This is a genomic window from Lentzea guizhouensis (assembly GCF_001701025.1).
Taxonomy (GTDB): Bacteria; Actinomycetota; Actinomycetes; order Mycobacteriales; family Pseudonocardiaceae; genus Lentzea; species Lentzea guizhouensis.
This window is the reverse complement of sequence record NZ_CP016793.1, coordinates 5,088,127-5,109,707: the sequence shown is the minus strand read 5'-3', so window position 1 is coordinate 5,109,707 and position 21,581 is coordinate 5,088,127. Positions and strand designations below refer to the sequence as shown.

Below are 21,581 nucleotides of genomic sequence, written 5' to 3'. Positions count from 1 at the left end.
GTTGTGGACAGCGAGTGCCGGCTTGTAGTGCGGCTTCCACAACAACTAAGGGATTTCCCAGCTCAGAGCCGTCTGTGCAAATTGCACAAAGCGATTCGCTCAGCAGCGGCACCGACCGTGTGAGCCCATGCGGGTACGGCGAGTCATAAGGTCTGTCCATCGACCCTGCACAAGAGCAGCATGTGCGCGTGAACGCCGCATTCCGCACCGTGGCAACGATCGCCGCGGTGGCGCTCGCCTACTTCGCAACCGCACAGGTGGGCTTGGTCCTGGCTCTCGTCGAGGGCCAGGTGACCCCGCTGTGGCTGCCGACCGGCATCTCGGTCGCCGCGCTGTTCCTCTTCGGCGGCCGCATCGCGCCCGGCATCGCGGTCGGTGCCCTGGCCGCGAACATCGCACTCAACGGCCTCGGCCCCGCCGTGCTGGTCACCATCGGCAACACCACCGCGCCGCTGCTCGCCTGGTACCTGCTCACCCGGTTCGGCTTCCGCACGGAACTCGACCGCCTCAAGGACGCACTGCTGCTGGTGTTCGTCGGCGCGTTCGGCGCGATGGCGGTCAGCGCGCTCGTCGGTGCCCTGTCGCTGCGGCTCTTCGGCATCATCCCCTGGCACGACGTCCTGCCCGTGTTCTCGGTGTGGTGGACCGGCGACGCGATGGGCGTGCTCGTGTTCACCCCGCTGCTGCTGACGTTCCCGCGCACCTGGCACGCGCCACCGGCGCGGGTGCTCGAGGCGGCCGCGATCTTCGCCTCCGCCGCGGTCCTGTCGCTGTTCGTGACGACCTCGGAGCTGCGGTTCCTGTTCCTGGTGTTCCCCATGCTGATCTGGGCCGCGCTGCGCTTCCAGCACACGGTGGCGGCACCGTGCGCGGTGATCATCTCGGTGGCGGCGGTGCTGTCGGCCGCGTCCGGCACGTTCGCGCAGACCGACCTGCTGACGACGATGATCGTGCTGCAGGCGTTCAACGGGTCGGTGGCGCTGACCGGGTTGATCCTCAGCGCGATCACGAGCGAGCGCAACGAGGCCAGGCGGGCGATCGAGCGCGCGTGCGTGCAGCTGGCGGAAACCGTTGCGCGCTACCAGGAGGAGGGCGTGCGCAAGCGGCTCGGCCGGGTCGTGCCACCCGCCTGAGGAACTGCGTGCAGTCGAGGCGGTGCAAGCACGTTCGGTCGTTCACCACACCGTCTCCAGCGCTTTGGCCCGCCGCGGCGATGACGAGGTCCTCGCCGGAGCCGTCCCGCTGGGTTCGGGGCCTGGCGGGAGCTCGCCGTGCACCGGATGACGACGGACTGGGTGCTCGCCGGGGACTTCCGGGGGTTCCCGCTGATGTACCACTGGCGGGTGCTGCCGCATCCCGGGCAGCCGCTGCCGGAGGAGCTGGCCGACGTGGACGCCGCGGTCGCCTACTGGGAGGGTGATCCGGCGATGCGGCGGCGGATCGAGGCGCTGCGGGACTCGCGGGCGAGCATCGTGCTGTTCCTCGAGCACTTCCCGGACAACCTGCACGACTGGCTCGGCGCGCAGGCCGACGCCGGCGAGGAGGCACTGGACCGCGCCTGCGCCATGGTCGAGGCGGAGCTGGCGGCCGGCACGTCGTTCCTGAACGCCCGCGGCCTGCTGCACTTCGACGGCCACTTCCAGAACATCCTCACCGACGGCGAACGGCTGTACTTCGCGGACTGCGGTCTCGCGCTCTCCGCCGAGTTCGACCTGGCCGAGGACGAGGCCGGGTTCTTCGCCCGGCACCAGGCCTACGACCGCTGCTACACCGTCACGCACCTGGTGCTCTGGCTGATCGCCAACCGGTACGGGTACCGCGGGGAGGAGCACCGGGCGTTCCTGGCCGCGTGTGCCCGCGGGGAACGGCCGCAGGGCGTGCCTCCCGGCGTGGCGGACGTCCTGCTGCGGCACGGTCCGATCGCCGAGGTCGTGACGGGCTTCTACCGCCGGTTCCACGACGAGAGCAGGCTGGTCCCGTACCCGGTGCTCGGGTAGCTCACCGCTGCTGCCTCGCGTCCAGCACGCGGGCGAGCTCCAGCCGGGACGACACGTGCAGCTTCGCGTAGATCCGGGACAGGTAGACCTCGATCGTGCGCGGGCTGTAGTGCAGGGCGGCGGCGATGTCGCGGTTGCGCATGCCCTGCTGCACCAGCCTGGCCACGTTCTCCTCGGCCTCGGTCAGCAGGCCCGGTGCCTTCGACCGGGCGCGCGGCACCTTGGCACCGAGGGTCCGCAGGCGGGTGCCGGCCCGGCGGCGCAGGCCGTGGGCGCCGAGCCGCTGGAACGTCGTGTACGCCTGGACGAGCGCCGGGACCTCGTCGGTCGCGACCTCGCCGAGGGCGAGCTGGGCACGGGCCTTCTCGAACTCCAGGCCGCCGAGCTCGGCCTCGGACACGGCATCCCGCAGCACGTCCGCGTCGCGGAGCACCAGGCCCGTGACGCGCCGGACGGTGGTGCGCGACCACGGCGACACGCGGGCCGGTGCGACCTCGGTGAGACGGGCGAGTGCGGCTTTCGCGGCCTCCGTGCGGCCCCGGTCCAGGTCGAGCTCGATCGTGCGCGCGACCAGGACGCAGGAGTAGGCGGCCTCCAGCCGGTCGCCGACGCCGGTGGTGAGCAGGGCGTGGGCCTCGTCGAGGTCGCCGCGGGCGATCAGGTACTCGGCCAGCGCGGCGGCGTGCAGGCGCGAGATGGTCACCGACCGCGGGCGGGCAGCGGCCAGGCGGGCGGCCACGTCCAGCTCACCGCGCCAGGTGCGGATGGAGAGCTCGACCGCCTGCAGGAAGCCGAGTGCCTGGTCGGCCTGAGCGGCCTCGACGTCGGGGCCGGCGACCGATGCCGTCGAGCGCCGCGTCCCACCGGCCGCCGAGCCAGTCCAGCGCCACGCGGGAGGCGGCGCGTTCGGCGCGGAAACCGTGCGCGCCCACCTGATCGGCGAGCTCTTCGGCACGCCGCACCCGCCACGACGCGTCGTGCACCAGACCGGCCAGCGCGGTGATCGACGCGCACACCGACAGCGCCTGCAGCTCCAGCACCGGCCGGCCCTCGCTGCACGCCAGCGCGCGGTTGGCGTACTCGACGGTCTCGTCGTGGCGGAACAGCAACGAGGTCAGCATCGCGAGGTGCTCGTTGACGATCACGCCCTCGGCCGGTGAGCTGATCGGCAACGCCTCGACCAGCGGGACCTCGGCCGCCGCGGCGTCGTGCCGCCCGGTGTGGACGAGCAGCACCGCGCGCAACGCCCGCAGCGACGCCGGCACGTCCGCCCGGCCACCTCGCGGTCGGCCAGCTCCATCGCCTGCGCCGTGCGGCCCACCGCGAACAGCGACGAGATCACGGCGGTGGCGACGCGGGCGTTCCGCGCCGGACAACGACTCCAGCGCGGCCAGACCCGGTTCCACCGCGAGCCCCGGCCGGGACGCGGGCCAGCACCCGGCACCGCAGGCGAGCAGCCCGGCGCGCTCGGGTGCGTTGTGCGGCAACAGCTGCAGCGCTCGCCCGCACAGCGCGGCGGCCGTCTCGGGCGCGGTGGACCTGGCCAGTGGCGGCCTCGGCGAGCACGCCGACCGCCACCCGGTCGCCCGGCGCGGCGGACTCGGCGAGGTGCCAGGCCAGCTGCAGCAGGTCGGCGGGCAGGCCCTGCGCGCGGTCGTCCAGCAGCCGCGCGGAGATGAGGCTGTGCAGGTGACGGCGCTGGGCCGGGCCGACCTCGTGGTAGAGCGCCTCGCCCACAAGGGCGTGGGAGAACCGATAGCCGCGGTCCTCGTCGTGCACCACGATGTGCGCGTGCAGCATTTCGTCGAACGCGGCGACAACGGTGTGCTCCGGCAATGACGCAACCCTTGCCAGCAACGGGATCTGGTCGAGCCGTACGCGCCGGAACACCGCCACGGCCCGCGCGACCAGACGCGTCTCGTTCTCGAGAGGCGCAACGCGTCGGAGCACAGCCTCGCGTCGGGTCAGCCGGATCGCGTCGGGCGACACGGCCAGTCGTGCCCGGTTGCCGTCGAGCGTCACCAGGTCGAGCTCCCGCAGCGAGCGGGCGATCTCGGTGACGAAGAACGGGTTCCCGTCGGCCCGCTGCTGGACCTCGCGGGCGAGCGCGTCGTCGACCGGGCTCTGCAGGACGGTCTCGACGATCCGCGCGACGTCCGCGTCCGACAGCGGCGCGAGGTCGATGCGCACGACCTCGGCGTACTGCTCGACGCGGTCCAGCAGGTGTTCGGCACCGGTCTCGCCGGCGTGCGACCGGCTCGTGGTGACCAGCACCAGCGGAGCCGCGGAGACTCGGCGCAGCACCAGGCCGAGCAGGGCGAGCGAGTCGTCGTCGACGTGGTCGAGGTCGTCCACGAGCAGGGCCGCGGGCCGGGTCGCGGTGAGCTCGGCCAGCAGCGCCACCACCCGGTCGCAGGCCCGGCCGAACCACGCGCCGTCTTCGGTCCCGTCGACCTCCAACGCCCGCAACGCCTCGGCACGGGCCGGGCTCCCGGGTTCGGCGAGGCTGCGGACGGCCGCCACGACCGCGCCGTACGGGATGCGCTTGCCGAGCACGTCCGACGCCGAGGCCAGCACCCCGCAGCCGCGGTCCCGCAGCCGGCGCGCGATCTCGTTCACCAGGCTCGTCTTGCCGATGCCCGGCTCACCGCTGATCCGCACCGCGACCAGCCCGGTCGCCGGCGCCTGGTCGACGCAGGCCAGCACGGCACGCAGCTCCGGCTCCCGCCCGAAGATCGGGGCCGTGGCGCGCGGGGTGTCGGCGATGACGGCCCCGGCTTCGGCGGTCCTGCCGCCCGAGTCTTGCACGGGCGCGGCAGGCACGGCGAGGGCGGGCAGGCACGGCGAGGCGGGCAGGCACGGCGAGGGCGGGCAGGCACGGCGACGGCGGGCGGGCGGGGCTGGCACGGCGAGGGCGGGCACGGCGAGGGCGAGCACGGCGAGGGCGAGCAAGACAGAGGCGGGCGACCTGGAGCTCGGCTCGCCGTCGGTGGCGAGACGGGAGACCGAGCCCCAGTTGCGGTGTCAGAAGGGCTTGGTCTCCCCCGCGATCTCCCCGAGGACGTCGCTCAACGGCCGCCCCACCGCCACCGAGTCACCCCGAGCGGCACCCGGCGGCACCGGCTCCGCGATGTCCGTCCCCGCACACGTCACCCGCGAGGCCGGCAGGACCCCGGACACCAGGTACTTGTTCACCAGCGCGTCGACGCATGCGTTGCGGCGCAACGCGTAGTGCCCGTGCTGACCGTCGTCGGCCACGGAGATCAGCGGAACGTTGAGGTGTTCCGCCATCACCTGACCGTTGGCGTAAGGGGTCTGGGTGTTGCCGTCGGAGTTGATGACGATCCCGGCCGGGTACTTGCGCGGGATCGGCGGGATCGGTTCCTGGCGTTCGAACGAGCGGAACGCGCAGTTGGTGGGCGCCATGTAGTCGACGGTGCCGCCGTAGGGGTTGGTGTCGCGCCAGCGTTTCATGTCGTTGTAGTAGGTGTTGACGTCGCTCGGCCAGTCCCACTCGCAGACGACCGCGTTGAAGGGCCCGGCGAGGTCGGTTCGATGTCGCCGCGGCGCAGGGCGGAGACGACGGCCGGGGCTTCGGCCGGGTCGGAGGTGCTGGCCTTGATCGAGGCGATGTGGCGGGCGAAGGCGGCCCAGGAGCGGCGGTAGCGGGCGGCGCCGGTCGCGTGGTCGAAGGAGGTCACGTCCGCGTAGCCGCCGTGCGGGCCGGACTTGAGCTTCTCGGCGATCGCGTCCAGCTCGCCCCGCACCGCGGCGGGGGTGGTGCCCAAGCCGTAGGTGCCATGACGTGCGGCGGTCCACTCGGTCCACTTGCGGAGGTTCTCGACGATGGCGTCGACCACGTCGACGTCCTGTTCGTGCCAGGTCTTGAGCGGGTCGAGGGCCGAGTCGAGGACCGAGCGGTCGAGGCGGGTGGGGAACATCGAGCCGTAGACAGAACCCAGCTGGGTGCCATAGGAGTAGCCGACGCCGCGCGGGTCCACGCCGATGACGTCGTAGACGCGCAGGACGTCGGTCTGGCCGGTGAACCAGTTGACGGCGCTCAAGCCGGACCCGCCGGGGTTCGTCAGCAGCACGCCTCTGCGGCGGGCCGGGTCGGTGGCCTTCCTGCGGGACAGCGCGATCTCCAGGTTGCCGTTCTCCGGGTTCGAGTAGTCCACCGGCACAACGGCCGCGGCGCACTCGACGCCCGTGGACGGCGTCACCCACCCCGCCGTGCACTCGGCCCAGGAGATGGTCTGCGAGTAGTACTCGTCCAGCGGCCCTGCTTCCGCAGGCGGCTGCCCGGCCGGAACCCGCCGATGGTCGGGACGGGCCTGTCGAGACGCTGGGACGCCGCCGATGGGGTAGGAAGAGGTATGGATCCGGTCAAGGCGTTGAAGCAGGTGGCTTTCCACCTCGAACGAGCGGGCGAGCCGACCTACCGCGTCCAGGCCTTCCGCAACGCGGCCGCCGTGCTGGCCGAGCTCACGCCGGAGGACGTCGAGAAACGCGCGCGGCTCGGCACGCTGACCGACCTGAAGGGCGTCGGCAAGTCCACCGCCGGTGTGGTCGCGGACGCCCTCGCGAACCGCGAGCCGCAGTACCTCGCGAAGCTGCGGCACGTCGACATCACCGGCGGCGAGGAGATGCGGTCGAAGCTCAAGGGCGACTGCCACGTCCACTCCGACTGGTCCGACGGCGGCAGCCCGATCAGGGACATGGCGGAGGCGGCCCGCGACCTCGGCCACGAGTGGATGGTGCTGACCGACCACTCGCCGCGGCTGACCGTCGCGAACGGGCTCTCCCGCGACCGGTTGCTCAAGCAGCTCGACGTGGTGGCGGAGCTGAACGTGGAGCTGGCGCCGTTCCTGGTCCTCACCGGCATCGAGGTCGACATCCTCGACGACGGCTCGCTCGACCAGGACGACGACTTGCTGGAACGGCTGGACGTCGTGGTCGCGAGCGTCCACTCGAAACTGAAGATGCCGCGCGCCGAGATGACGGAACGCATGCTGACCGCCGTGGCGAACCCGCACGTCGACGTCCTCGGCCACTGCACCGGCCGGCTCGTCGTCGGCAAGGGCCGCCCCGAGTCGCAGTTCGACGCCGAGCGCGTCTTCGAGGCGTGCGCCGAGTTCGGCACCGCGGTGGAGATCAACTCACGCCCGGAACGCCTCGACCCGCCGCGCAGGCTGCTGTCGCTGGCCGTGGACGCCGGGTGCACGTTCTCGATCGACAGCGACGCGCACGCGCCGGGCCAGCTGGACTGGCTGAACTACGGCTGCGCGCGGGCCGAGGAGTGCGGCGTGACGCCCGAGATGGTGATCAACACTCGACCGGCGGCTCAGCTGCTAGCCGGGTGAGGTGCTCGTACCACGAGACGAGTGGCCCGGTGTCGGCCAGCGCGCGCCTCAGCGCCATCCGGCACAGGTCGCGCACCGGCTCCGGGTTCCACGCCCTGACCAGCGCGGTCATCTCCCCGAGCCGCCCCAGCGCGTAGCGCTCCAGCCCCGCGCAGATCGGCACCACCGTGCCGTCCGCGAGCACGACCAGCGGGTCGACCCGCACGAACGCCTCCGGGTCGGCTCTCAGCAGCGCCGCCGACGTGACGTCGAACTGGACCTCGACCGCGTCGTCCTCGGTGACCCGGTTGAGCTCCACGGCCGCGTGGACCAGGTCGACGCGGTCCACCCCGTGCGGCCGCACCCGCACCTTGCGCGCACCCTCGCCCACCGCCCGCGCCGCCATCGCCCGCAGCGATGCCACGTTGTCCGGCACGAGGTCGATCAGCACCGTCACCCGGTGCCCCTCGGCGGCGTGCGCACCCACGGCGTCCAGCCCGACCACCAGCTCGGCTCCCGGCACGGCGGCGAGCCAGCGGGCGTCGTGGACCTCGACTCCCATACCGGTGAAGAGCCGCCATTCAGAGCACAAATACATCCGTACCGCTCATCGGGCCATTTGATCCGGTGAGCCAGGTGTATCTGGCGGGCCGGCGTTTCCATCGGGATGCAAACGACCGCATCACCCCGCCGGCTGGGCCGTTCAGGTGGCTTGCGCTAACACCATCGTGTCCAGCCGAAACGGGTGCGGATGAGGGAACGACGTCATCGTCGGGGAGGGAGGAAGCATGCGCCGCCAATTCATCGTGCCAGCGGAGACATGTGACCGGAGTGCGGCAGAGGCGCGCCGCACGGTGCTGCGCGACCTCCACGACGGCGTCGGGCCCTCGCTCGCGGCCGTCGCGCTCGGCCTGCGCTCGGCCAGGCAGCTCGTCGCGGCCGACCCGGTGGCGGCGGCGCGGTTGCTCGCCTCGCTGGAGGACGAGCTGCACTCGGCGATCGACGACATCAGGGCACTGGTCGCGAACGAGAACCCGGCGTCGGTGCTGCGGCTGGGGCTGGTCGGAGCGGTCTCGCAGTTCGTCGCCGCGTTGCGGTCGCGGCTGTGCGTGACGATCGACGTGGTCGTGCGCGGTGAGCTGCCGCCGTTGCCGGACGCGGTGGGCGTGGCCGCGTACCGGATCGTCCGCGAGGCGCTCACGAACGTCGTCACGCACGCCGACGCGCGGACGTGCCGGGTCACGCTGTGGTTCGAGGGGTCGCTGCACGTCGAGGTGGTCGACGACGGCCGCGGTGCGCAGCAGACCGGCTCGGGCGTGGGTCTCGCGTCGATGCGGCAGCGGGCCACCGAGCTGGGCGGCGACTGCCTCGTCGAACCCCGGTCGGCCGGTGGCACCCGCCTGGCCGCGGCACTGCCCGTGCCATGACGCTCAGGGCGTTGGTCGTGGACGACCACCCGATGTTCCGCCGCGGTGTCACGGCGGCGTTGACCGACAACGGCATCACGGTCGTGGACGAGGCCTCCAACGGCGCGGCGGCCGTCGAGCTGGCGTCGGAGCTGCAGCCCGACGTGATCGTCATGGACCTCAACATGCCCGGGGTGGGCGGCATCGAGGCGACCAGGCGGATCGTCGCGGCCAGGCCGGCCGCGCGGGTGCTGGTGCTGACGATGTTCGACGACGACGAGTCGGTGTTCGCGGCGATGCGCGCCGGTGCCCGCGGGTACCTGGTGAAGTCCTCGCGCCCGCAGCAGATCGTGGACGCCGTGCGTGCGGTCGGCGACGGCGAGGCGATCTTCAGCCCGGCCGTGGCGACCAGGCTGCTGGAGTTCTTCACGTCCGCGCCGCGCCCGGAGGCCATGCCGGAGCTCACCTCCCGCGAACGCGAGATCGCGAACCTCATGGCCGCGGGCAAGGGCAACGCCACCATCGCGCGGGACCTCGTGCTCAGCACGAAAACCGTGCGCAACCACGTGTCGAACATCCTGCGCAAGCTGCACGCCGCCGACCGCGCGCAGGCGGTGGACCGGATCCGGGACAGTTCGGGAACACTGCCCATGTCGGACGGGACGCCCGGCGCCGGATGATGGGTTCGCTGACGTCAGAAGGGGAGAGCTGATGAACGCGGAACCCGTCGAGGTAGTCCTGCACGCCACCGACTCGATCACCAGGGCGGGCGTGACCGTGGCGTTGCGCGGCCGCACCGAGATCCGGCTGGTCGAGCCCGAGGTCGGCGAGACCTGCGTGGCGCTGGTCGTCGCCGAGAAGATGGACGACACCGTCCGGCAGCTGCTGCGCAAGCTGCAGTGCCAACCCGGTCAGGGCATCGTGCTCGTGGCCGGTGACGTGGCCGACGCCGAGCTGCTCGACGTGGTGTCGAGCGGGGTGTCCGCGGTGCTGCGCAGGGCCGAGGCCACCCCGGACACGCTGGTGCGCCTGATCAAGGCCGCGCACGCCGGTGAGGGCGCGCTGCCGGCCGACCTGCTCGGGCGGCTGCTCGGCCGGGTGTCGCAGCTGCAGCGCAACGTGCTGCGCCCCAACGGCCTCAACCTCGCCGGCATGTCCAGCCGGGAGACCGAGGTGCTGCGGATGATCGCGGACGGCCTGGAGACCAAGGAGATCGCGGAACGGTTGTGCTACTCGCAGCGGACGGTGAAGTCGATCCTGCACGACATCACCAACCGCTTCCAGCTGCGCAACCGCGCCCACGCCGTGGCCTTCGCGTTGCGGGAAGGCCTGATCTGAGCCTGGGAGCGGGCTCACTCGGCACGCCCGTTGAACACCACCGAGGGCGTGCACGGGCCCTTCGGCGCCTGGTTCTGGCAGTTCACCCGGAACACGACCTTCTCACCCGGCTTAATGCGCAACGGTTCCTGCAGGTGCTCGTCGCGGTCCCGGTAGTTCCCGAGCCCGATCACCCGGAAGGTGAACCTGGTCCCGGACGCGTCCCGGACGATCTGGGCGGTGCCCGAGTCGCCGTTGGGGTTCTCGAAGAAGACGTCGGTGATCTCCAGCGTCTTGTCCGCCGGCGGCGTGAAGGTGTACTCGGTGAACGAGGTCCTGTTCGCCACGATCGGCGCGTTGGCGTCGAGCCGGAACGTGATCGACTCGCCCTGCTCGGCCGGCTTCGGCAGGGTCGGGGTGGCCGAGGTGTCGCCCGGCTCGATGCCCAGCGCCTCCAGTGCCTGCCCGGCGTTCGCGGCGGCCTGCTTCGACTCGTCCTTGGCGGCACCGGCGGTGCTCGCGGCCTCCTCGGCCTTCTCCTTGATCGCCGCGTTCTCCTGCTGCGCGGCCTCCCGCGCCGCCGACTTCACCGCCTTCTCGACGACGGTGAACCACAGCGCCGCCAAGGCCGCGGCCAGCAGCAGCAACGTGATCAGCGCCGGGAGCAGCCAGCGCGGCAGCAGTTGGCGTTGCACCATCGTGCCCTGCGCGACGAGCGGCTCACCGTGCTCGGGCAGGACCTCGACCTGGAACGGGTGGCGTTGCGGCTCACCGCGCAGGAACCGCTTGCGGGGCTTGGCCCGCAGCCGGACGAACGTGGTCGTGCCCGGCGGCAGCACGACCTCGGTGCGGTCCAGCCGGAAGTCCAGCTCGTCCTCGGGGTCGACGGCGCGCAGCCGCAACAGCGCGGGCGAGTTGCCGACGTTGTCGACGGCCACCTGGAACTTCGCTCCGCGGCTGCCCTCGGCCTTGGCGGGCACCAGTTCGGAGGCCACGTCGGTGAACGCGCCGACGGTGACGGCGCCCTCCTCGACGACCGAGCCGTGCGGGTCCTCGCGGGAGACCACCCGGACGCCGAACGGGACCTGGCCCGCCGCCACGCCCGCGTCCCTGGGCGGGGCGAACCGGATGAGCACCGGTGCCGACTCGCCGGGGTTGAGGTTCACCACGGCCGGTTCGGCGTGGCTCCACGACGCCGCCTCGCCGACGACGTCGATCGTGAACTGGTCCACCAGCTCACCCGCGTTGCGGACCACCACCTGGCAGGTGGCGTCCCCGCCCGGCGCGACCGACAGGTCCGAAGTGGACAGTGTCGCTGTTGCTCCCATGTCAGGAAGTCTCCTCGTCCGGTTGCCGGCGCACAGCGGCGGTTCAGGCGTGGCCGGGTGCGCTCATCTCTGCCCGTTGGGGAAGTCACCCGCGCTCGACGAAACCGGCGGGCTGCACGGTGCTCGGCCAGGCGAGGAAGTCCGCTGCCTTCACCTCACCGAACCGCGTGCCGCCCACCGAGGTCGCCAGCGCCTGCCGGGTTCCTTCGGTGTCGTTGTGGAACACCAGCATCTGCGCGCTGAACGTGCCGTCCGCGGTCGTCAGCTCGCCCGGTGTCTCGGAGATCCCGACGCTCCAAGCCAGCCTGACCCGGGCGCCCGGAGGGAAGTCCTTGCCCTGCACCGAGACCACACCGCCGAGCGGCCCGGCCTGCTGGTCCATCGTGAGCGCGGGCTGCTTGACCACGACCCTGGTCGACGCCACGTTGTCGGCGGCATCGGTGTCCGGGCCGGTCGCGGTCAGCACCCCGGCGAGGTCGACGTCGACGGCCGCCGTGGTGGGAACCGCGAGCTTCACCTCGGCCTCCGCGCCGGGTGCGACGGTGCCGACGACGCAGTCCGGCTGGCAGCCGAACGCCGACGCGATCAGCCGCACGTCGGTCATCGGCGTGCCGGATCCGTTGCGCAACCTGAACGTCACCTCGACCGCGTCCCCTCCGACGAACCCCGGTTGCGGGCTCGCACCGACCGCCAGGGACAGCGATCCCGGGGTGTCCGGTGGCTTGACCTCCTCGGCGACCTTCACGGTCACCGTGGCCGTGGAGGAACCCGTTGTGGCGGTCACGGCGTGGTCGCCGGCCACAACGCCCCTGGCCTCACCGCGCACGGTCCTGGTCTCCCCCGCCGCGACGGACCCCACCGGGCCGCCGATCGGTTGTCCCTGCAGGCCGGCCGGGAGCGTGACGGTGAGCGTGACCGGTGCTGGCGCGTAGCCGGTGTTCGTGACGGTGAACTCCAGGGTCGTCGTGCCGCCGAACGCGATCTGCGCCGGTGCCGCGGTCGCCGTCACGGTGATCTTCGGCAGTCGCCGCACCGCCGGCTCGCTCCCGCCGGCCAGGAACAGCTCCGGCGTGCCGCCCTGCGCGGCCACCCGCCACAGGTCCGGTTCCGCCTCCGAGTCCGCGGCGTCGAAGAGCAGCCTGGTGCCGTCGGGCAGCCACGCCGGGTTGCGCGGCCATTCGACGACCTCGCCGTCCTGGACCACCGTGACGGCACCGGATCCGTCCGCCGCGACCGTGCAGATCCGCTCGTCGTCGTGGGTGAACGCGAGCCGGGTGCCGTCCGGCGACCACGCCGGGTCCTCGTCGTTGCTGCCGGAGCAGGGTTCGGCGAAGCGCGCGGACAGGTCGACCTGCGTGCTGCCGTCCGGGGTGACGAGCCAGATCCGCGAACCGAGCTCCTCGGCCGACACCACGGTGACGATCGCCGTGTCGGTGCCGGTGTTGCCCCGCGCGTCGGTCGCGGTGCAGCGCACGGTCGTCACGCCGGCCGGGAAGAAGGTCCCCGACGGCGGAACGCAGGCCGGGACCAGCGGACGCCCCTCCCTGTCGACGGCCGAGACCTCGTACCGGACCAGCGCGCCGCCGTCGTCCCGCGCCTGCGCGGTCACGTCCTCGACCAGCACCACCGGTTGCGCGGAACCGGCCACGCGCACGGTGACGACCTGCGTGTACGCGGGCGGTGCCTCCTGCTCGTTGTTGAGCCGGAACTCGATGGTGCACCGCAGAGTGCTGCCGGGCACCGCGGTGCCGGCGACGGTGAACCTCTCGGCGAACCGCACGTCCTGGCCGCTGGGCGCGGTCACCGGCCCGGCCGGGTCGAGCTCCACGCTCAGGCCTTCGTCGCACGACGGGACCGGCGTGATCTTGACCTCCAGGTCGCCGATGCCGTCCAGGATCGCCTCGCTGATCTCCGCGGACCCGTTCTCGTCGAACGTCTTCAGCGCGCCCTTCGGGTCGCGGATGACCCTGGTGACCTGGCCGGTGGCGTTGATCCCGCCGCTGTCGACGGCGACGGTCTTGATGTTCTGCTCCTGCAACGCCTTGATGGCGGCGTCGACGGTGTCGTCCTGCTCGGGCTCGTGCTCCACCGTCGGCTCGTCGCCGATCAGCACGACCACGCGGCTCGAGTCGGGCCGGAAGTCGAACTCGCCGGTGGCGACCCGGATCAACGCGTGCGCCCACACCTCCTCGGAGTTCTGGTTCGGCACGAGCGTGATGTCGTTGACGGCGTTGCCGAGGTTCTTCGTGAGCTCGCTGTGCCGGTAGAACATCCGGTCGCCGTTGTCGTGACCGGCGAACGAGGCAAGGCCGAACTGCGTCTCCGGCTGGGCGGTGCCGACCTCCTCCACGATCTCGGCGAGCGTGCGCTGCACCCCGGCGAGCTCGTCGTCCATCGAGCGGCTGACGTCGATCAGCAGCACGATGTCCGGCTTCGGCGGGATGCGCGGGGTCTTGACGACCTGGGCGAGGTCGAAGCTGCTCCCCAGGCGGGCCGGCCGGTCGGTCCGCGGACTGCCGAGCTGCGGCGGAACGGCGTGGCGGGCGCGGCGGACCAGGGCGATGGTCGTGCCGTCCGGCGACCAGTCCGGCTGGGTGTCGCTTCCCTCCAGGTGGTCAGGCACCTCGATCTGACCGACCCGCGCGCCGTCGGCGACCCGGTAGACCTCCACCACGGGCACGCGGCCATCGCCCTGGGGGTACCAGGTGACCAGAGCGATCATCGTGCCGTCCGGGGACCACGCGGGGTGCTCCTGCCGCCGGTCGTCAGTGGTGAGCCTGCGCGGGTTCGTGCCGTCGGCGTTGGCGACCACCACGCGTTCGTCGTCCACGTAGGCGAGCTTGGTGCCGTCGAACGAGAACGCCGGTTCCTGCTGGTAGCGCTCGTTGTTCGTCAGGTTCGCCAAGTTCTGCGCGTTGCTGTCGACGGCCATGACCTCGCGGTTGTCACCGTCGACGTTGCGGGTGAAGCCGATGGTGAACGGCTCGGGTTCAGCCTGCTGGGCGTGCACCACGGGGACCGGGAGCACCAGCAGCGCGACGACGGCCAGCGCGAGTGCGCGCATCACTTCACCTGCTTCTCGAACAGCTCGATCTCGGCGATCGCCGTGTCCGTGCTCTCGGTGGACGGGAAGACGCCCGCGACGAGCACCTGCACCTGCCGGACGCCGTCGCCGTTCCTGATCGCGTGCTCCTGGGGGTCCGGCACGTCGGTGAGCGTGACGTCGTGGGTCTTGCCGGTGTCGAACACCAGCGTGAGCCGCTGCGGCCGTTGCGAGCCCAGGTACTTCTTCGGGTCGCCGATGTGGACGATCATCCGGCGCAGGTCGGTGACGTGGTCGAACTGGATGGTCAGCGCGGTGGTCCCCGGGTCGGTCTGCGCGGCCCAGAACGTGCCCTTGTCGTTGTCCATGGCGAGGCGGGCCGGGTGGTCGGGGAGCTCCCTGGTGGCCGAGATGGCGCTCTGCCGCACCGGCACCGGGTTGTCGACGAACACGCCGGCCACGACGTCCTTGGCGGCGACGACCTGGGTGTTCACGCTGCTGCGGAACGGGTGGGAGAACCCGTACAGCGCGGCGAAGAGCAGCACGGCGAGCGCGAGCACCCAGCGGATCGCGAGACCGATCCCGTGGCGGACCCGCGCGGCCCCGCTGGTGCGGCGCGGGCGGCTGCCGCCCTGTCTGACCTTCGGGCCCTTCGCCGGCAGCCAGCGCTTCCACCACGGCCGTTCCCGCACGGCCGCGTCGACCAGCGAGTGGCCGCACACGCCGCAGAACCGGCGGGCGGGCACGTTGCCGGACCCGCACTGGCCGCAGATCAGGTCACCGGGCTGGGCCTGTCTGCGTTCGGTCTGCTGTGGACGGTGGTGCAGCACCTGCTGCCGCGTGTCCGGGCGGACCGCGCCGGTCTGGGCGGGCGTGCCGGTCCACTTCAGGAAATCATCGCAGTGGCCGCAGAACTCGGCGTTCGGCGCGTTGTGCTCCCCGCAGCTCTGGCAGACGATCATGTGACCACCTCGATGGTCGTGGCGACGTGGGCGGGCACCATCCGGCGCACCGCCGCGGTGATCCTCGCCCGGTCGACCGCGTGCGGGTCGGCGAGCCGGATCCTGATCAGGACGTGGGCGGGCGAGCTGCCCGGCAGGGCGCCGTCGGGGCGCGGGGAGACGGCGGTGCCGCCGCTGTCGGCGATCTCGACGCGGCCGCCGGTGAGCAGCCAGACGTGTTCGGCCAGACCTCTCCTGGTGCCGCGGAAGCGGTGCAGGTGCACAGCGCGGGCGACGAGCTCACGCCGTTGTGACGCGGTCCAGCTCTCGTCGAGGTCGAGCGCGACCCAGCCGGCGAGCCAGTCGGCGAAGCCGGCGGGGGCGAGGCGCGGGTCGAGGTAGGCGGCGAAGCAGTCGAGCACGGTGAACACCGGCGCGAGCACCTCGTCGAGGGCCGCGGTGAAGCGCTGGGTGAAGTCGTCGTCGGTGTAGACGGCCGGCAGGCGTTCGCCGAGCGGGTGCGGTGAGATCGGCATGGTCAGCTCCTCACCACCCGGACCTGGTGGCCGTAGGAGAACGCGAGCCCGTTCGGCGGCAGGTCGACGCGCTGCACGGCCTGGCCGCGTTCGCCGCTGAGCAGGTTGGCCGCGAACAGCCGGACGTCCTCGACCAGCTCGACGCCCTGGACGCGTTGCAGGACCGCGTAGACCTCGCCGGAGTGCACCGGGCGGCCGAACGGCCAGCCGGTGCCGCCGGCGCCGCCGGTGATCGGGTCGAGGTGGGCGGCCAGTGCGTCCACCGCTCGGGCGCGGACGGCCTCGGTGGGCGTCCCGGCACGTGCCCTGAGGTCCGCGACGACCGTGATGCCCTGGTAGAAGGGCGGTTCGACGCTCACGCGGGCCCCGACGCAGCGGCGCGCGTCGAGGTGGCGGGCGATCCGTTCGAGGGTCTCCTGGTCGACCTGGAACGCGGCGAAGTCCGGTTCCTCGTGCTCGGGGACCGCGGGGACGACCAGCACGCGCACGCCGTCGTCACCCGGCGCGCACCGCACCCTGGCGACCTCCGGAGCGGCCTCTCGCGCGAGGATCTCGTAGTCCTCGGCCGTGACGGCCCGGTCCCTGGTCCGCAGCGACAGCGGGCCTCTCAGGGCCGCGTCCTCGACCGACTCGCCGGCCACGCCGCCGCGGCCGGGCTTGCGGTTGGTGATGGTGCTGACGAACGGCACCGGGTCGCGTTGCACGGTCACGAGGTTGCGGGCCACGTTGCCGCGCAGGCCACCGCCGGTGCGGTACTCGGGAACGCGGATGGCAGCGGACTTCGACGGGACCGCGCCGTAGTGCCGGAGCGTGCCGTCCTGCTCGCGCACGGCGGGACCGAAGATCAGCGTGCCCTCCACGTTGTCGACCAGGAAGTGCCGGTCCCGCGGGCCGGACTCGGCGAACGCGGGGACCTCGGTCCACTCCTCCCAGCCGTCGGTGGTCGCGACCTCCACGGTGATCGGGGCGCCCGCGACGACGGGCGTTCTGGCGAGCGGGAACCGTTGGCCCGCAACCCCTTCCGAAACGCCGACGGTCTCGTTGTGCACGACGTCGGCGTGCACGGCCTCGGTGGTGCCGCCGATCGTGGCCGCGGTGACGTCGCTGATCCGCGGTGAGCGCTGGTAGAACGGCTGGTCCGGCCAGAGGCGCTCGGCGCGGCACCGCAGCCAGCCCGCGCGCTGCCTGGCCAGCACCGAGGTGGTGTGGCCGGGCGGGACGTGCACGACGACGTCACCGGCGGCGTTGAAGCCCTTGTTGTCGAAGCGGTCGACCTCGCAGGCGGCCCAGCCGTCGCCGGTCCAGGCCTCCCACGCCCACGGCGGGTCGTCCGGGTTGATGCCGGAGCCCATCGGCGTGCAGTCGAACCGCAGCAGCACCGCGCAGCCGGGAACCGCGGCGGACAGGCCGAACAGCACGGCGTCGCCCGGTTGTGGCTGCTCGGCGAACACAGGTGGTTCCTTGGCGGCCTTGAGGTCGTCGGTGCGCAACGCCGGCTGGCCGCCCGCCGGTTCGGTGGCGAGGTGGGCGAGCTCGCACGGCACGATGGTGAGCTCGCGGTCGACGGTGAAGACGACCGGTTCGTCGTGGCCGCGGCGCTGGGTGGCGACCTGGTTGCCGCTCGGCACGACCACGGGGGCGGCCTGCGGGGCGGAGAGCCAGTAGGTGACGTCCACGCGGGCCGCGGTCGGGGCGAACAGCTCGACGCCGATGAGGTCGAGGAACTTGAGGTAGTGCAGCTGCGGCACGCGGTTGAGCCGGTACACCAGCTCGTCGACCATGTGCGCGAAGGCCTCGATCAGCGTGACGCCGGGGTCGGAGACGTTGTGGTCGGTCCACTCCGGACAGTGCAGCTGGACGCGGCGCTTGGCCTCGTCGACCAGCTGCTGGAAACGCCGGTCGTCCAGGTTCGGCAGAGGCAGCGGCATCACGCACCGTCCTCGTCGAGCTCGTGCGGCCCGATCACGTAGAAGGGGAAGACGAGGTTGCGCGGGTCGTTGGTGGTGCGCAGGGTGTAGCGGATGTCGATCAGCAGGGTGCCGTTGTCGGCCTCGGCGAAGTCGACGACCACGTCGGTGAGGTCGATGCGCGGTTCCCAGCGCTCCAGCGACTGCCGCACCTCGTAGGCGATCTGGCCGGCCGTCGAGGAGTCGGCCGGCGCGAACACCAGGTCGTGGATCGCGCAGCCGAACTCGGGGCGCATCGGGCGTTCTCCCGGCGCGGTGGCGAGGATCAGCCGGATGCTCTCGACGACCTCGCGGTCGCCGTCGACGAGCGCCACGCTGCCGGTGGCGTCGGTGCGGACGGGGAAGCTGAGGCCCCTGCCGATGAAGTCCATCTACCCTCCAATGAGGACGGTCGGGCAGCCGGGTGGCAGGACCGGTGCGCCACAGCCGCTCAGGTCGCCGACGCGGGCCGCCGGTCTGCCGCCGATCAGCACGGTCGGGCAGCCGGGCGGGACGATCGGCGTCGGCGGGTGCACGGCGGGTGGCGGGAACGAGCAGGTGTGCATCGAGCCGACCGTCGCGGCGGGCAGGCCACCGATGAGCACGGTCGGGACGCCGGGCGGCATGATGACGCCCGGATGCCCGGTCAGGTCGCTCACTCTGGCTGCCGGTGGCACCGGTTCCCCCTTCGTTTCCTGCTCAGTTGATCTTGACGATCGAGCCCTTGACGGTGAGGACACCGTCGGCCGTGACCTCGGTCTGGGCCTGGCCCGCGACCTTGACCTGCACACCCTCGGCCTTGAGCTCGGCGGCGGCCTTGATCGCGACGTTCCGGCCCTTGAGCTCCAGCGGCCCGGTGCCCGCGTCGACGGTGATGCCGTTGCGCGCCCCGACGGTCACCTTCCCGCCGCTGGTGATCTCGACCGTCTGCGCCTTCTGGTCGAGCTTGACGACGAACTTCCCGTCACCGCTGGAGATCACGATGCCCTCGTCCTCGACGAGCTCGACCTTGTGGCCCTTGCGGCTGACGAACCCCCTGACCGCGATCTCCCCGTTGCCGCCGTCGACCGGTGGCTTGCCGAGCTCGGGCGGTCTGTCCTTGCCGTTGTGCAGGCCGCCGAGCACGTACGGCGCGTCGAGGTCGCCGTGCTCGAACCCGACCAGCACCTCGTCGCCGACCTCGGGCAGGACGAGCATGCCGCGGCCGGCTCCGGCGCCCGCCTGCACGGTTCTCGCCCAGACGCTGGTGAAGTCCGCGGAGAGCCAGGGGAACTTGAGCTGCACGCGGCCGAGGTTCAACGGGTCCTTGGCGTTGGTGACCACGGCGGGCACGAGTCCGTTGAGGAGCTTGGCCTTGGTGCCGTGGGTGAGGCCGTAGAGCGAGCGCTCCTGGCGGCCGGAGACGGTGAACTCGGTGGTGTAGCCGGTGTGCTCGGCGAAGAGGTGCCGGGTGCTGGTGAGCGTGTAGCGGCCCTGGAACGGCTCGCCGACGTTGGTCAGCGCGACCGCCGTGCCCGCCTTGAGGTTCGGGTTGCCCCTGGCCACACCGGTGAGCTCCGCGCAGGAACCGCCGAGCTGGGCGGCGAGCGCGTCCGCGGCGGTCTTGGCCTCGGCGTGCGTGCGGTAGGGCAGGCCGGCTTCGAGGTGTGGTGGCGCGCCGAACTTCTTCGCGAGCTCGGCCGGGTTGGCCTGCGGCACCTCGACGCCCGCGGTGGTCGGGACAGCGGTGGCGACGATCTCCTGCTTGTTCTCGAAGTCCCAGCCCCTGACCTGCACCTCCGGCACCTGGCCCGCGGTGGTGAGGCCGGCCCGCAACGCCACGAGCGTGCTGTGCAGCTCAAGAACGAGCGGGTTGGTCTTCGCCTTCGCGTTCGGTTTCGGTGCGGCAGTGGGCGGTTCCGGCAGCCGGAAGTCGAGCTTGCCGTCCTTGACCGCGATCTGCGCGCCGACCGCCTTCGCGAGCCGGCTGAGGAACTCCCAGTCGCTGACGTTGTCCTGGCTCAGCTGGGTGTCCGGCCTGCCGCCGAACCCCTTGACGTCGTCGATGGTGCCGGTCTTCAGCTTGGCCCGTTGGGCGACCTTCCTGACCACGTCGGCGACGGTCATGTTCGGGTAGACCGCGACCCTGGTGCCGCGGAACAGCCGGTGCGCCTCGTCGTACCCGCGCACCTCGGTGAACGTGCCCTGCCCGTCGAGCTCGACGCCGACCGCCGTGATCTCCCCGCTCATCAACGGCTTCGGCCCACCGGGGTCGGCGGTCTGCACCTTGAGCGCGGTCCTGGCGCCGATCTTGAACCCACCCTTGTTCAGCACGACGTGGCCGGGGTCGCGGAACCGCAGCACGAACATGTCCGGCAGGTTGCGGCTGTCGTCGACGTAGGCGTAGGTGAGCAGCAGCTTGACGTCCGCGGGCAACGCCTGGCCGTCGACCTCGACGACCAGGTTGTTGGCGAAGCTCTCGTTAGCCATCGATCTCCTCCAACGCCGGCACCAGCAGGGTGCTGCCGAGCCGCAGCCGCATGGGGTCGTCGATCCCGTTGGCCTCCGCGATGTGCCGCCACAGCTCGGGGTTGCCGTACGCCCGGTACGCCAGCGACTGCAGGCTGTCCCCGGCCGTGAGCACGTGCGCACCCCTGGCCTCCTTGGCGCCACTGGTCGGGTTCTGCCCGCCCGGCTCGCCGGAGACCTCTTCGAGGCTGACCGTGCACACCGCCCTGACCGGCATCCCGCCGGGCGTGAAGAGCGTGTACTTGGCGCTGACGCTGGACACGAAGCTCGGGAAACCGGTCGTGGTCCCCCACTTGAAGATGACCCACGGCGGCGAGCCCTTGCCGTTGGTGCGGCTGTCCTTCGTGGGCACGGTGAGGTTGAACAGCTCCTCGACCAGCTTGATGGTCGCGTCGCCCATGGTGTCGGTGGAGTCGAGGAAGATCTCCAGCTGCAGCTTGGCGGGCTCGGCCCCCTTGAACTCCGGCACCCCGCTCTTGGCCGCGTTGGGCTGCGTCTGCCGCTGCCACTTGGCGTTCTTGGCGAGCGTGAGCTCCTTGGGGTTGAACTGGAACTTGATCTCGCTCAGCTTGGTCCCCGGCTGCTGCAACCCGCCCGGCTTCGGCGGCTCGTGCACGGTGATGCTCGCGTGCTCCATCTTCTTCGACGTGGTCGCCGACCCGGCCGACGTGAACGTGACGGTCATCGCGCGTCCAAGAACCCGTGGTGCGCCAGCTCAAGCGTCTCCGTGGCCACTTTCGCCTGCTCCGCACTGAGCTGCGGCCCCGTCCACCTGACGGGGATGACCTCGGCCAGCGACCAGCTCGCGATCGTCTTGCCTTCGAGGTTCTTGGCCTCGATGACGGCGGTGCGGCGTTTGACCCCGGCCGCCATCCCCGCGATCCACCGGGTGATCTTCTGGCTGTCCCTGGTGACCGGCCTGGAGAGCTTCACGTTGGGGTACTTGATCCGCGTGGGCAACTGCCACACCATCCCGTTGTTGCCGCCCTCCTCCCGCTGCTCGATCACGAACTCGCACCCCAACCCCTCACAGCTGTTGAACGACCCCAGGTCGTCCTTGTCCACCTGCACGTTGAAGCACACGGCAACGGCTTCCTCCGGCGCGGTCATCGCACGTCCTTAAAGGTCGGTGAGCGCGCCTCGACGCTCACGGTCCAGCCACAGCTCCGCCTTCAACCGCCTCACGAGCGGGTCGTACAACTTGGTCAGCAACTCCT

22 protein-coding genes are annotated in these 21,581 nt (G+C 71.7%); 6 read left to right on the top strand and 16 right to left on the bottom strand.

Going from position 1 to position 21,581, the window contains the following annotated elements; genetic code table 11:
* Positions 1 to 188 precede the first annotated feature (188 nt).
* Both BBK82_RS25240 and BBK82_RS25235 read left to right on the top strand, forming a co-directional pair.
* Complete coding sequence (locus BBK82_RS25240) at positions 189 to 1,133, top strand: MASE1 domain-containing protein (protein ID WP_218920330.1); 945 nt, start codon at positions 189 to 191, stop codon at positions 1,131 to 1,133.
* 147 nt (positions 1,134 to 1,280) lie between these two features.
* Positions 1,281 to 1,997, top strand: coding sequence for a hypothetical protein (locus BBK82_RS25235; protein ID WP_065917228.1), 717 nt, complete (start codon positions 1,281 to 1,283; stop codon positions 1,995 to 1,997).
* 1 nt (position 1,998) lies between these two features.
* Here the strand turns inward: BBK82_RS25235 and BBK82_RS25230 are convergent, their stop codons facing one another.
* From BBK82_RS25230 to BBK82_RS25210, 5 genes are all read right to left on the bottom strand, one after another.
* Positions 1,999 to 2,736, bottom strand: coding sequence for a helix-turn-helix transcriptional regulator (locus BBK82_RS25230; RefSeq protein ID WP_065917227.1), 738 nt, complete (start codon positions 2,734 to 2,736; stop codon positions 1,999 to 2,001).
* Positions 2,737 to 2,743: 7 nt separating this feature from the next.
* A complete protein-coding gene (locus BBK82_RS25225) occupies positions 2,744 to 3,262 on the bottom strand; it encodes a hypothetical protein (protein WP_065917226.1) in 519 nt (172 codons plus the stop codon).
* Between the two features lie 73 nt (positions 3,263 to 3,335).
* Positions 3,336 to 4,949, bottom strand: a complete 1,614-nt coding sequence (locus BBK82_RS25220; RefSeq protein ID WP_083268134.1) for an ATP-binding protein — start codon at positions 4,947 to 4,949, stop codon at positions 3,336 to 3,338.
* A 72-nt stretch (positions 4,950 to 5,021) separates the two neighbouring features.
* On the bottom strand, positions 5,022 to 5,471 hold the full coding sequence (locus tag BBK82_RS25215; protein WP_065917224.1) for an alpha/beta hydrolase: 450 nt from the start codon (positions 5,469 to 5,471) through the stop codon (positions 5,022 to 5,024).
* The gene (locus BBK82_RS25210; RefSeq protein WP_065917223.1) at positions 5,468 to 6,220 is read right to left on the bottom strand and encodes an alpha/beta hydrolase family protein; all 753 of its coding nucleotides are present in this window, start codon (positions 6,218 to 6,220) and stop codon (positions 5,468 to 5,470) included. Before BBK82_RS25210 ends, BBK82_RS25215 begins: the two co-directional genes overlap by 4 nt.
* Before the next feature lie 153 nt (positions 6,221 to 6,373).
* Here BBK82_RS25210 and BBK82_RS25205 point away from each other — a divergent pair, with 153 nt between their 5' ends.
* Positions 6,374 to 7,360, top strand: coding sequence for a PHP domain-containing protein (locus BBK82_RS25205; RefSeq protein ID WP_065917222.1), 987 nt, complete (start codon positions 6,374 to 6,376; stop codon positions 7,358 to 7,360).
* Here the strand turns inward: BBK82_RS25205 and BBK82_RS25200 are convergent.
* Positions 7,323 to 7,901, bottom strand: a complete 579-nt coding sequence (locus BBK82_RS25200) for a hypothetical protein (protein WP_065917221.1) — start codon at positions 7,899 to 7,901, stop codon at positions 7,323 to 7,325. The genes BBK82_RS25205 and BBK82_RS25200 overlap by 38 nt on opposite strands.
* A 226-nt stretch (positions 7,902 to 8,127) precedes the next feature.
* On the opposite strand from BBK82_RS25200, the gene BBK82_RS25195 reads away from it, so the two are divergent.
* The 3 genes from BBK82_RS25195 to BBK82_RS25185 are packed head-to-tail and all read left to right on the top strand — an operon-like array spanning position 8,128 to position 10,083.
* A complete protein-coding gene (locus BBK82_RS25195) occupies positions 8,128 to 8,766 on the top strand; it encodes a sensor histidine kinase (RefSeq protein WP_065917220.1) in 639 nt (212 codons plus the stop codon).
* Positions 8,763 to 9,425 carry a response regulator gene (locus tag BBK82_RS25190; protein ID WP_065917219.1) on the top strand — a complete coding sequence of 221 codons (663 nt, stop codon included), beginning with the start codon at positions 8,763 to 8,765 and terminating at the stop codon, positions 9,423 to 9,425. The genes BBK82_RS25195 and BBK82_RS25190 overlap by 4 nt, the downstream gene beginning before the upstream one ends.
* Before the next feature lie 31 nt (positions 9,426 to 9,456).
* Positions 9,457 to 10,083: a helix-turn-helix transcriptional regulator gene (locus tag BBK82_RS25185; RefSeq protein WP_065917218.1), complete on the top strand. Its 627-nt coding sequence runs from the start codon at positions 9,457 to 9,459 to the stop codon at positions 10,081 to 10,083.
* Between the two features lie 14 nt (positions 10,084 to 10,097).
* On the opposite strand, the gene BBK82_RS25180 is transcribed toward BBK82_RS25185, so the two are convergent.
* The 10 genes from BBK82_RS25180 to BBK82_RS25135 form a co-directional block, all read right to left on the bottom strand.
* Positions 10,098 to 11,390 (bottom strand): COG1470 family protein, encoded by a 1,293-nt coding sequence (locus tag BBK82_RS25180; protein WP_065917217.1) that lies wholly within the window; start codon positions 11,388 to 11,390, stop codon positions 10,098 to 10,100.
* A gap of 85 nt (positions 11,391 to 11,475) precedes the next feature.
* Positions 11,476 to 14,454 (bottom strand): VWA domain-containing protein, encoded by a 2,979-nt coding sequence (locus BBK82_RS48985; RefSeq protein WP_065917216.1) that lies wholly within the window; start codon positions 14,452 to 14,454, stop codon positions 11,476 to 11,478.
* Positions 14,454 to 15,395 (bottom strand): zinc ribbon domain-containing protein, encoded by a 942-nt coding sequence (locus BBK82_RS25170; RefSeq protein ID WP_065917215.1) that lies wholly within the window; start codon positions 15,393 to 15,395, stop codon positions 14,454 to 14,456. The genes BBK82_RS48985 and BBK82_RS25170 overlap by 1 nt, the downstream gene beginning before the upstream one ends.
* Positions 15,392 to 15,910, bottom strand: a complete 519-nt coding sequence (locus tag BBK82_RS25165; RefSeq protein ID WP_065917214.1) for a phage tail protein — start codon at positions 15,908 to 15,910, stop codon at positions 15,392 to 15,394. The genes BBK82_RS25170 and BBK82_RS25165 overlap by 4 nt, the downstream gene beginning before the upstream one ends.
* 2 nt (positions 15,911 to 15,912) lie before the next feature.
* Positions 15,913 to 17,838 carry a putative baseplate assembly protein gene (locus BBK82_RS25160; RefSeq protein WP_065921334.1) on the bottom strand — a complete coding sequence of 642 codons (1,926 nt, stop codon included), beginning with the start codon at positions 17,836 to 17,838 and terminating at the stop codon, positions 15,913 to 15,915.
* On the bottom strand, positions 17,838 to 18,248 hold the full coding sequence (locus BBK82_RS25155) for a GPW/gp25 family protein (RefSeq protein WP_065917213.1): 411 nt from the start codon (positions 18,246 to 18,248) through the stop codon (positions 17,838 to 17,840). Before BBK82_RS25155 ends, BBK82_RS25160 begins: the two co-directional genes overlap by 1 nt.
* A complete protein-coding gene (locus BBK82_RS25150) occupies positions 18,249 to 18,533 on the bottom strand; it encodes a PAAR domain-containing protein (protein WP_065917212.1) in 285 nt (94 codons plus the stop codon).
* 22 nt (positions 18,534 to 18,555) lie between these two features.
* The gene (locus BBK82_RS25145) at positions 18,556 to 20,325 is read right to left on the bottom strand and encodes a VgrG-related protein (RefSeq protein ID WP_065917211.1); all 1,770 of its coding nucleotides are present in this window, start codon (positions 20,323 to 20,325) and stop codon (positions 18,556 to 18,558) included.
* On the bottom strand, positions 20,318 to 21,049 hold the full coding sequence (locus BBK82_RS25140) for a CIS tube protein (protein ID WP_065917210.1): 732 nt from the start codon (positions 21,047 to 21,049) through the stop codon (positions 20,318 to 20,320). The genes BBK82_RS25145 and BBK82_RS25140 overlap by 8 nt, the downstream gene beginning before the upstream one ends.
* A complete protein-coding gene (locus BBK82_RS25135) occupies positions 21,046 to 21,474 on the bottom strand; it encodes a phage tail protein (protein WP_065917209.1) in 429 nt (142 codons plus the stop codon). Before BBK82_RS25135 ends, BBK82_RS25140 begins: the two co-directional genes overlap by 4 nt.
* Positions 21,475 to 21,581: the final 107 nt, after the last annotated feature.

Excerpts from the sequence above, each read along its gene's own strand:
- BBK82_RS25235 (WP_065917228.1), top strand. The coding sequence starts at position 1,281 with ATGACGACGGACTGGGTGCTCGCCGGGGACTTCCGGGGGTTCCCGCTG.
- BBK82_RS25215 (WP_065917224.1), bottom strand. The coding sequence starts at position 5,471 with ATGAAACGCTGGCGCGACACCAACCCCTACGGCGGCACCGTCGACTAC.
- BBK82_RS25205 (WP_065917222.1), top strand. The coding sequence starts at position 6,374 with ATGGATCCGGTCAAGGCGTTGAAGCAGGTGGCTTTCCACCTCGAACGA.
- BBK82_RS25200 (WP_065917221.1), bottom strand. The coding sequence starts at position 7,901 with ATGGGAGTCGAGGTCCACGACGCCCGCTGGCTCGCCGCCGTGCCGGGA.
- BBK82_RS25195 (WP_065917220.1), top strand. The coding sequence starts at position 8,128 with ATGCGCCGCCAATTCATCGTGCCAGCGGAGACATGTGACCGGAGTGCG.
- BBK82_RS25190 (WP_065917219.1), top strand. The coding sequence starts at position 8,763 with ATGACGCTCAGGGCGTTGGTCGTGGACGACCACCCGATGTTCCGCCGC.
- BBK82_RS25185 (WP_065917218.1), top strand. The coding sequence starts at position 9,457 with ATGAACGCGGAACCCGTCGAGGTAGTCCTGCACGCCACCGACTCGATC.
- BBK82_RS25180 (WP_065917217.1), bottom strand. The coding sequence starts at position 11,390 with ATGGGAGCAACAGCGACACTGTCCACTTCGGACCTGTCGGTCGCGCCG.
- BBK82_RS48985 (WP_065917216.1), bottom strand. The coding sequence starts at position 14,454 with ATGCGCGCACTCGCGCTGGCCGTCGTCGCGCTGCTGGTGCTCCCGGTC.
- BBK82_RS25170 (WP_065917215.1), bottom strand. The coding sequence starts at position 15,395 with ATGATCGTCTGCCAGAGCTGCGGGGAGCACAACGCGCCGAACGCCGAG.
- BBK82_RS25165 (WP_065917214.1), bottom strand. The coding sequence starts at position 15,910 with ATGCCGATCTCACCGCACCCGCTCGGCGAACGCCTGCCGGCCGTCTAC.
- BBK82_RS25160 (WP_065921334.1), bottom strand. The coding sequence starts at position 17,838 with ATGCCGCTGCCTCTGCCGAACCTGGACGACCGGCGTTTCCAGCAGCTG.
- BBK82_RS25155 (WP_065917213.1), bottom strand. The coding sequence starts at position 18,248 with ATGGACTTCATCGGCAGGGGCCTCAGCTTCCCCGTCCGCACCGACGCC.
- BBK82_RS25145 (WP_065917211.1), bottom strand. The coding sequence starts at position 20,325 with ATGGCTAACGAGAGCTTCGCCAACAACCTGGTCGTCGAGGTCGACGGC.
- BBK82_RS25140 (WP_065917210.1), bottom strand. The coding sequence starts at position 21,049 with ATGACCGTCACGTTCACGTCGGCCGGGTCGGCGACCACGTCGAAGAAG.
- BBK82_RS25135 (WP_065917209.1), bottom strand. The coding sequence starts at position 21,474 with ATGACCGCGCCGGAGGAAGCCGTTGCCGTGTGCTTCAACGTGCAGGTG.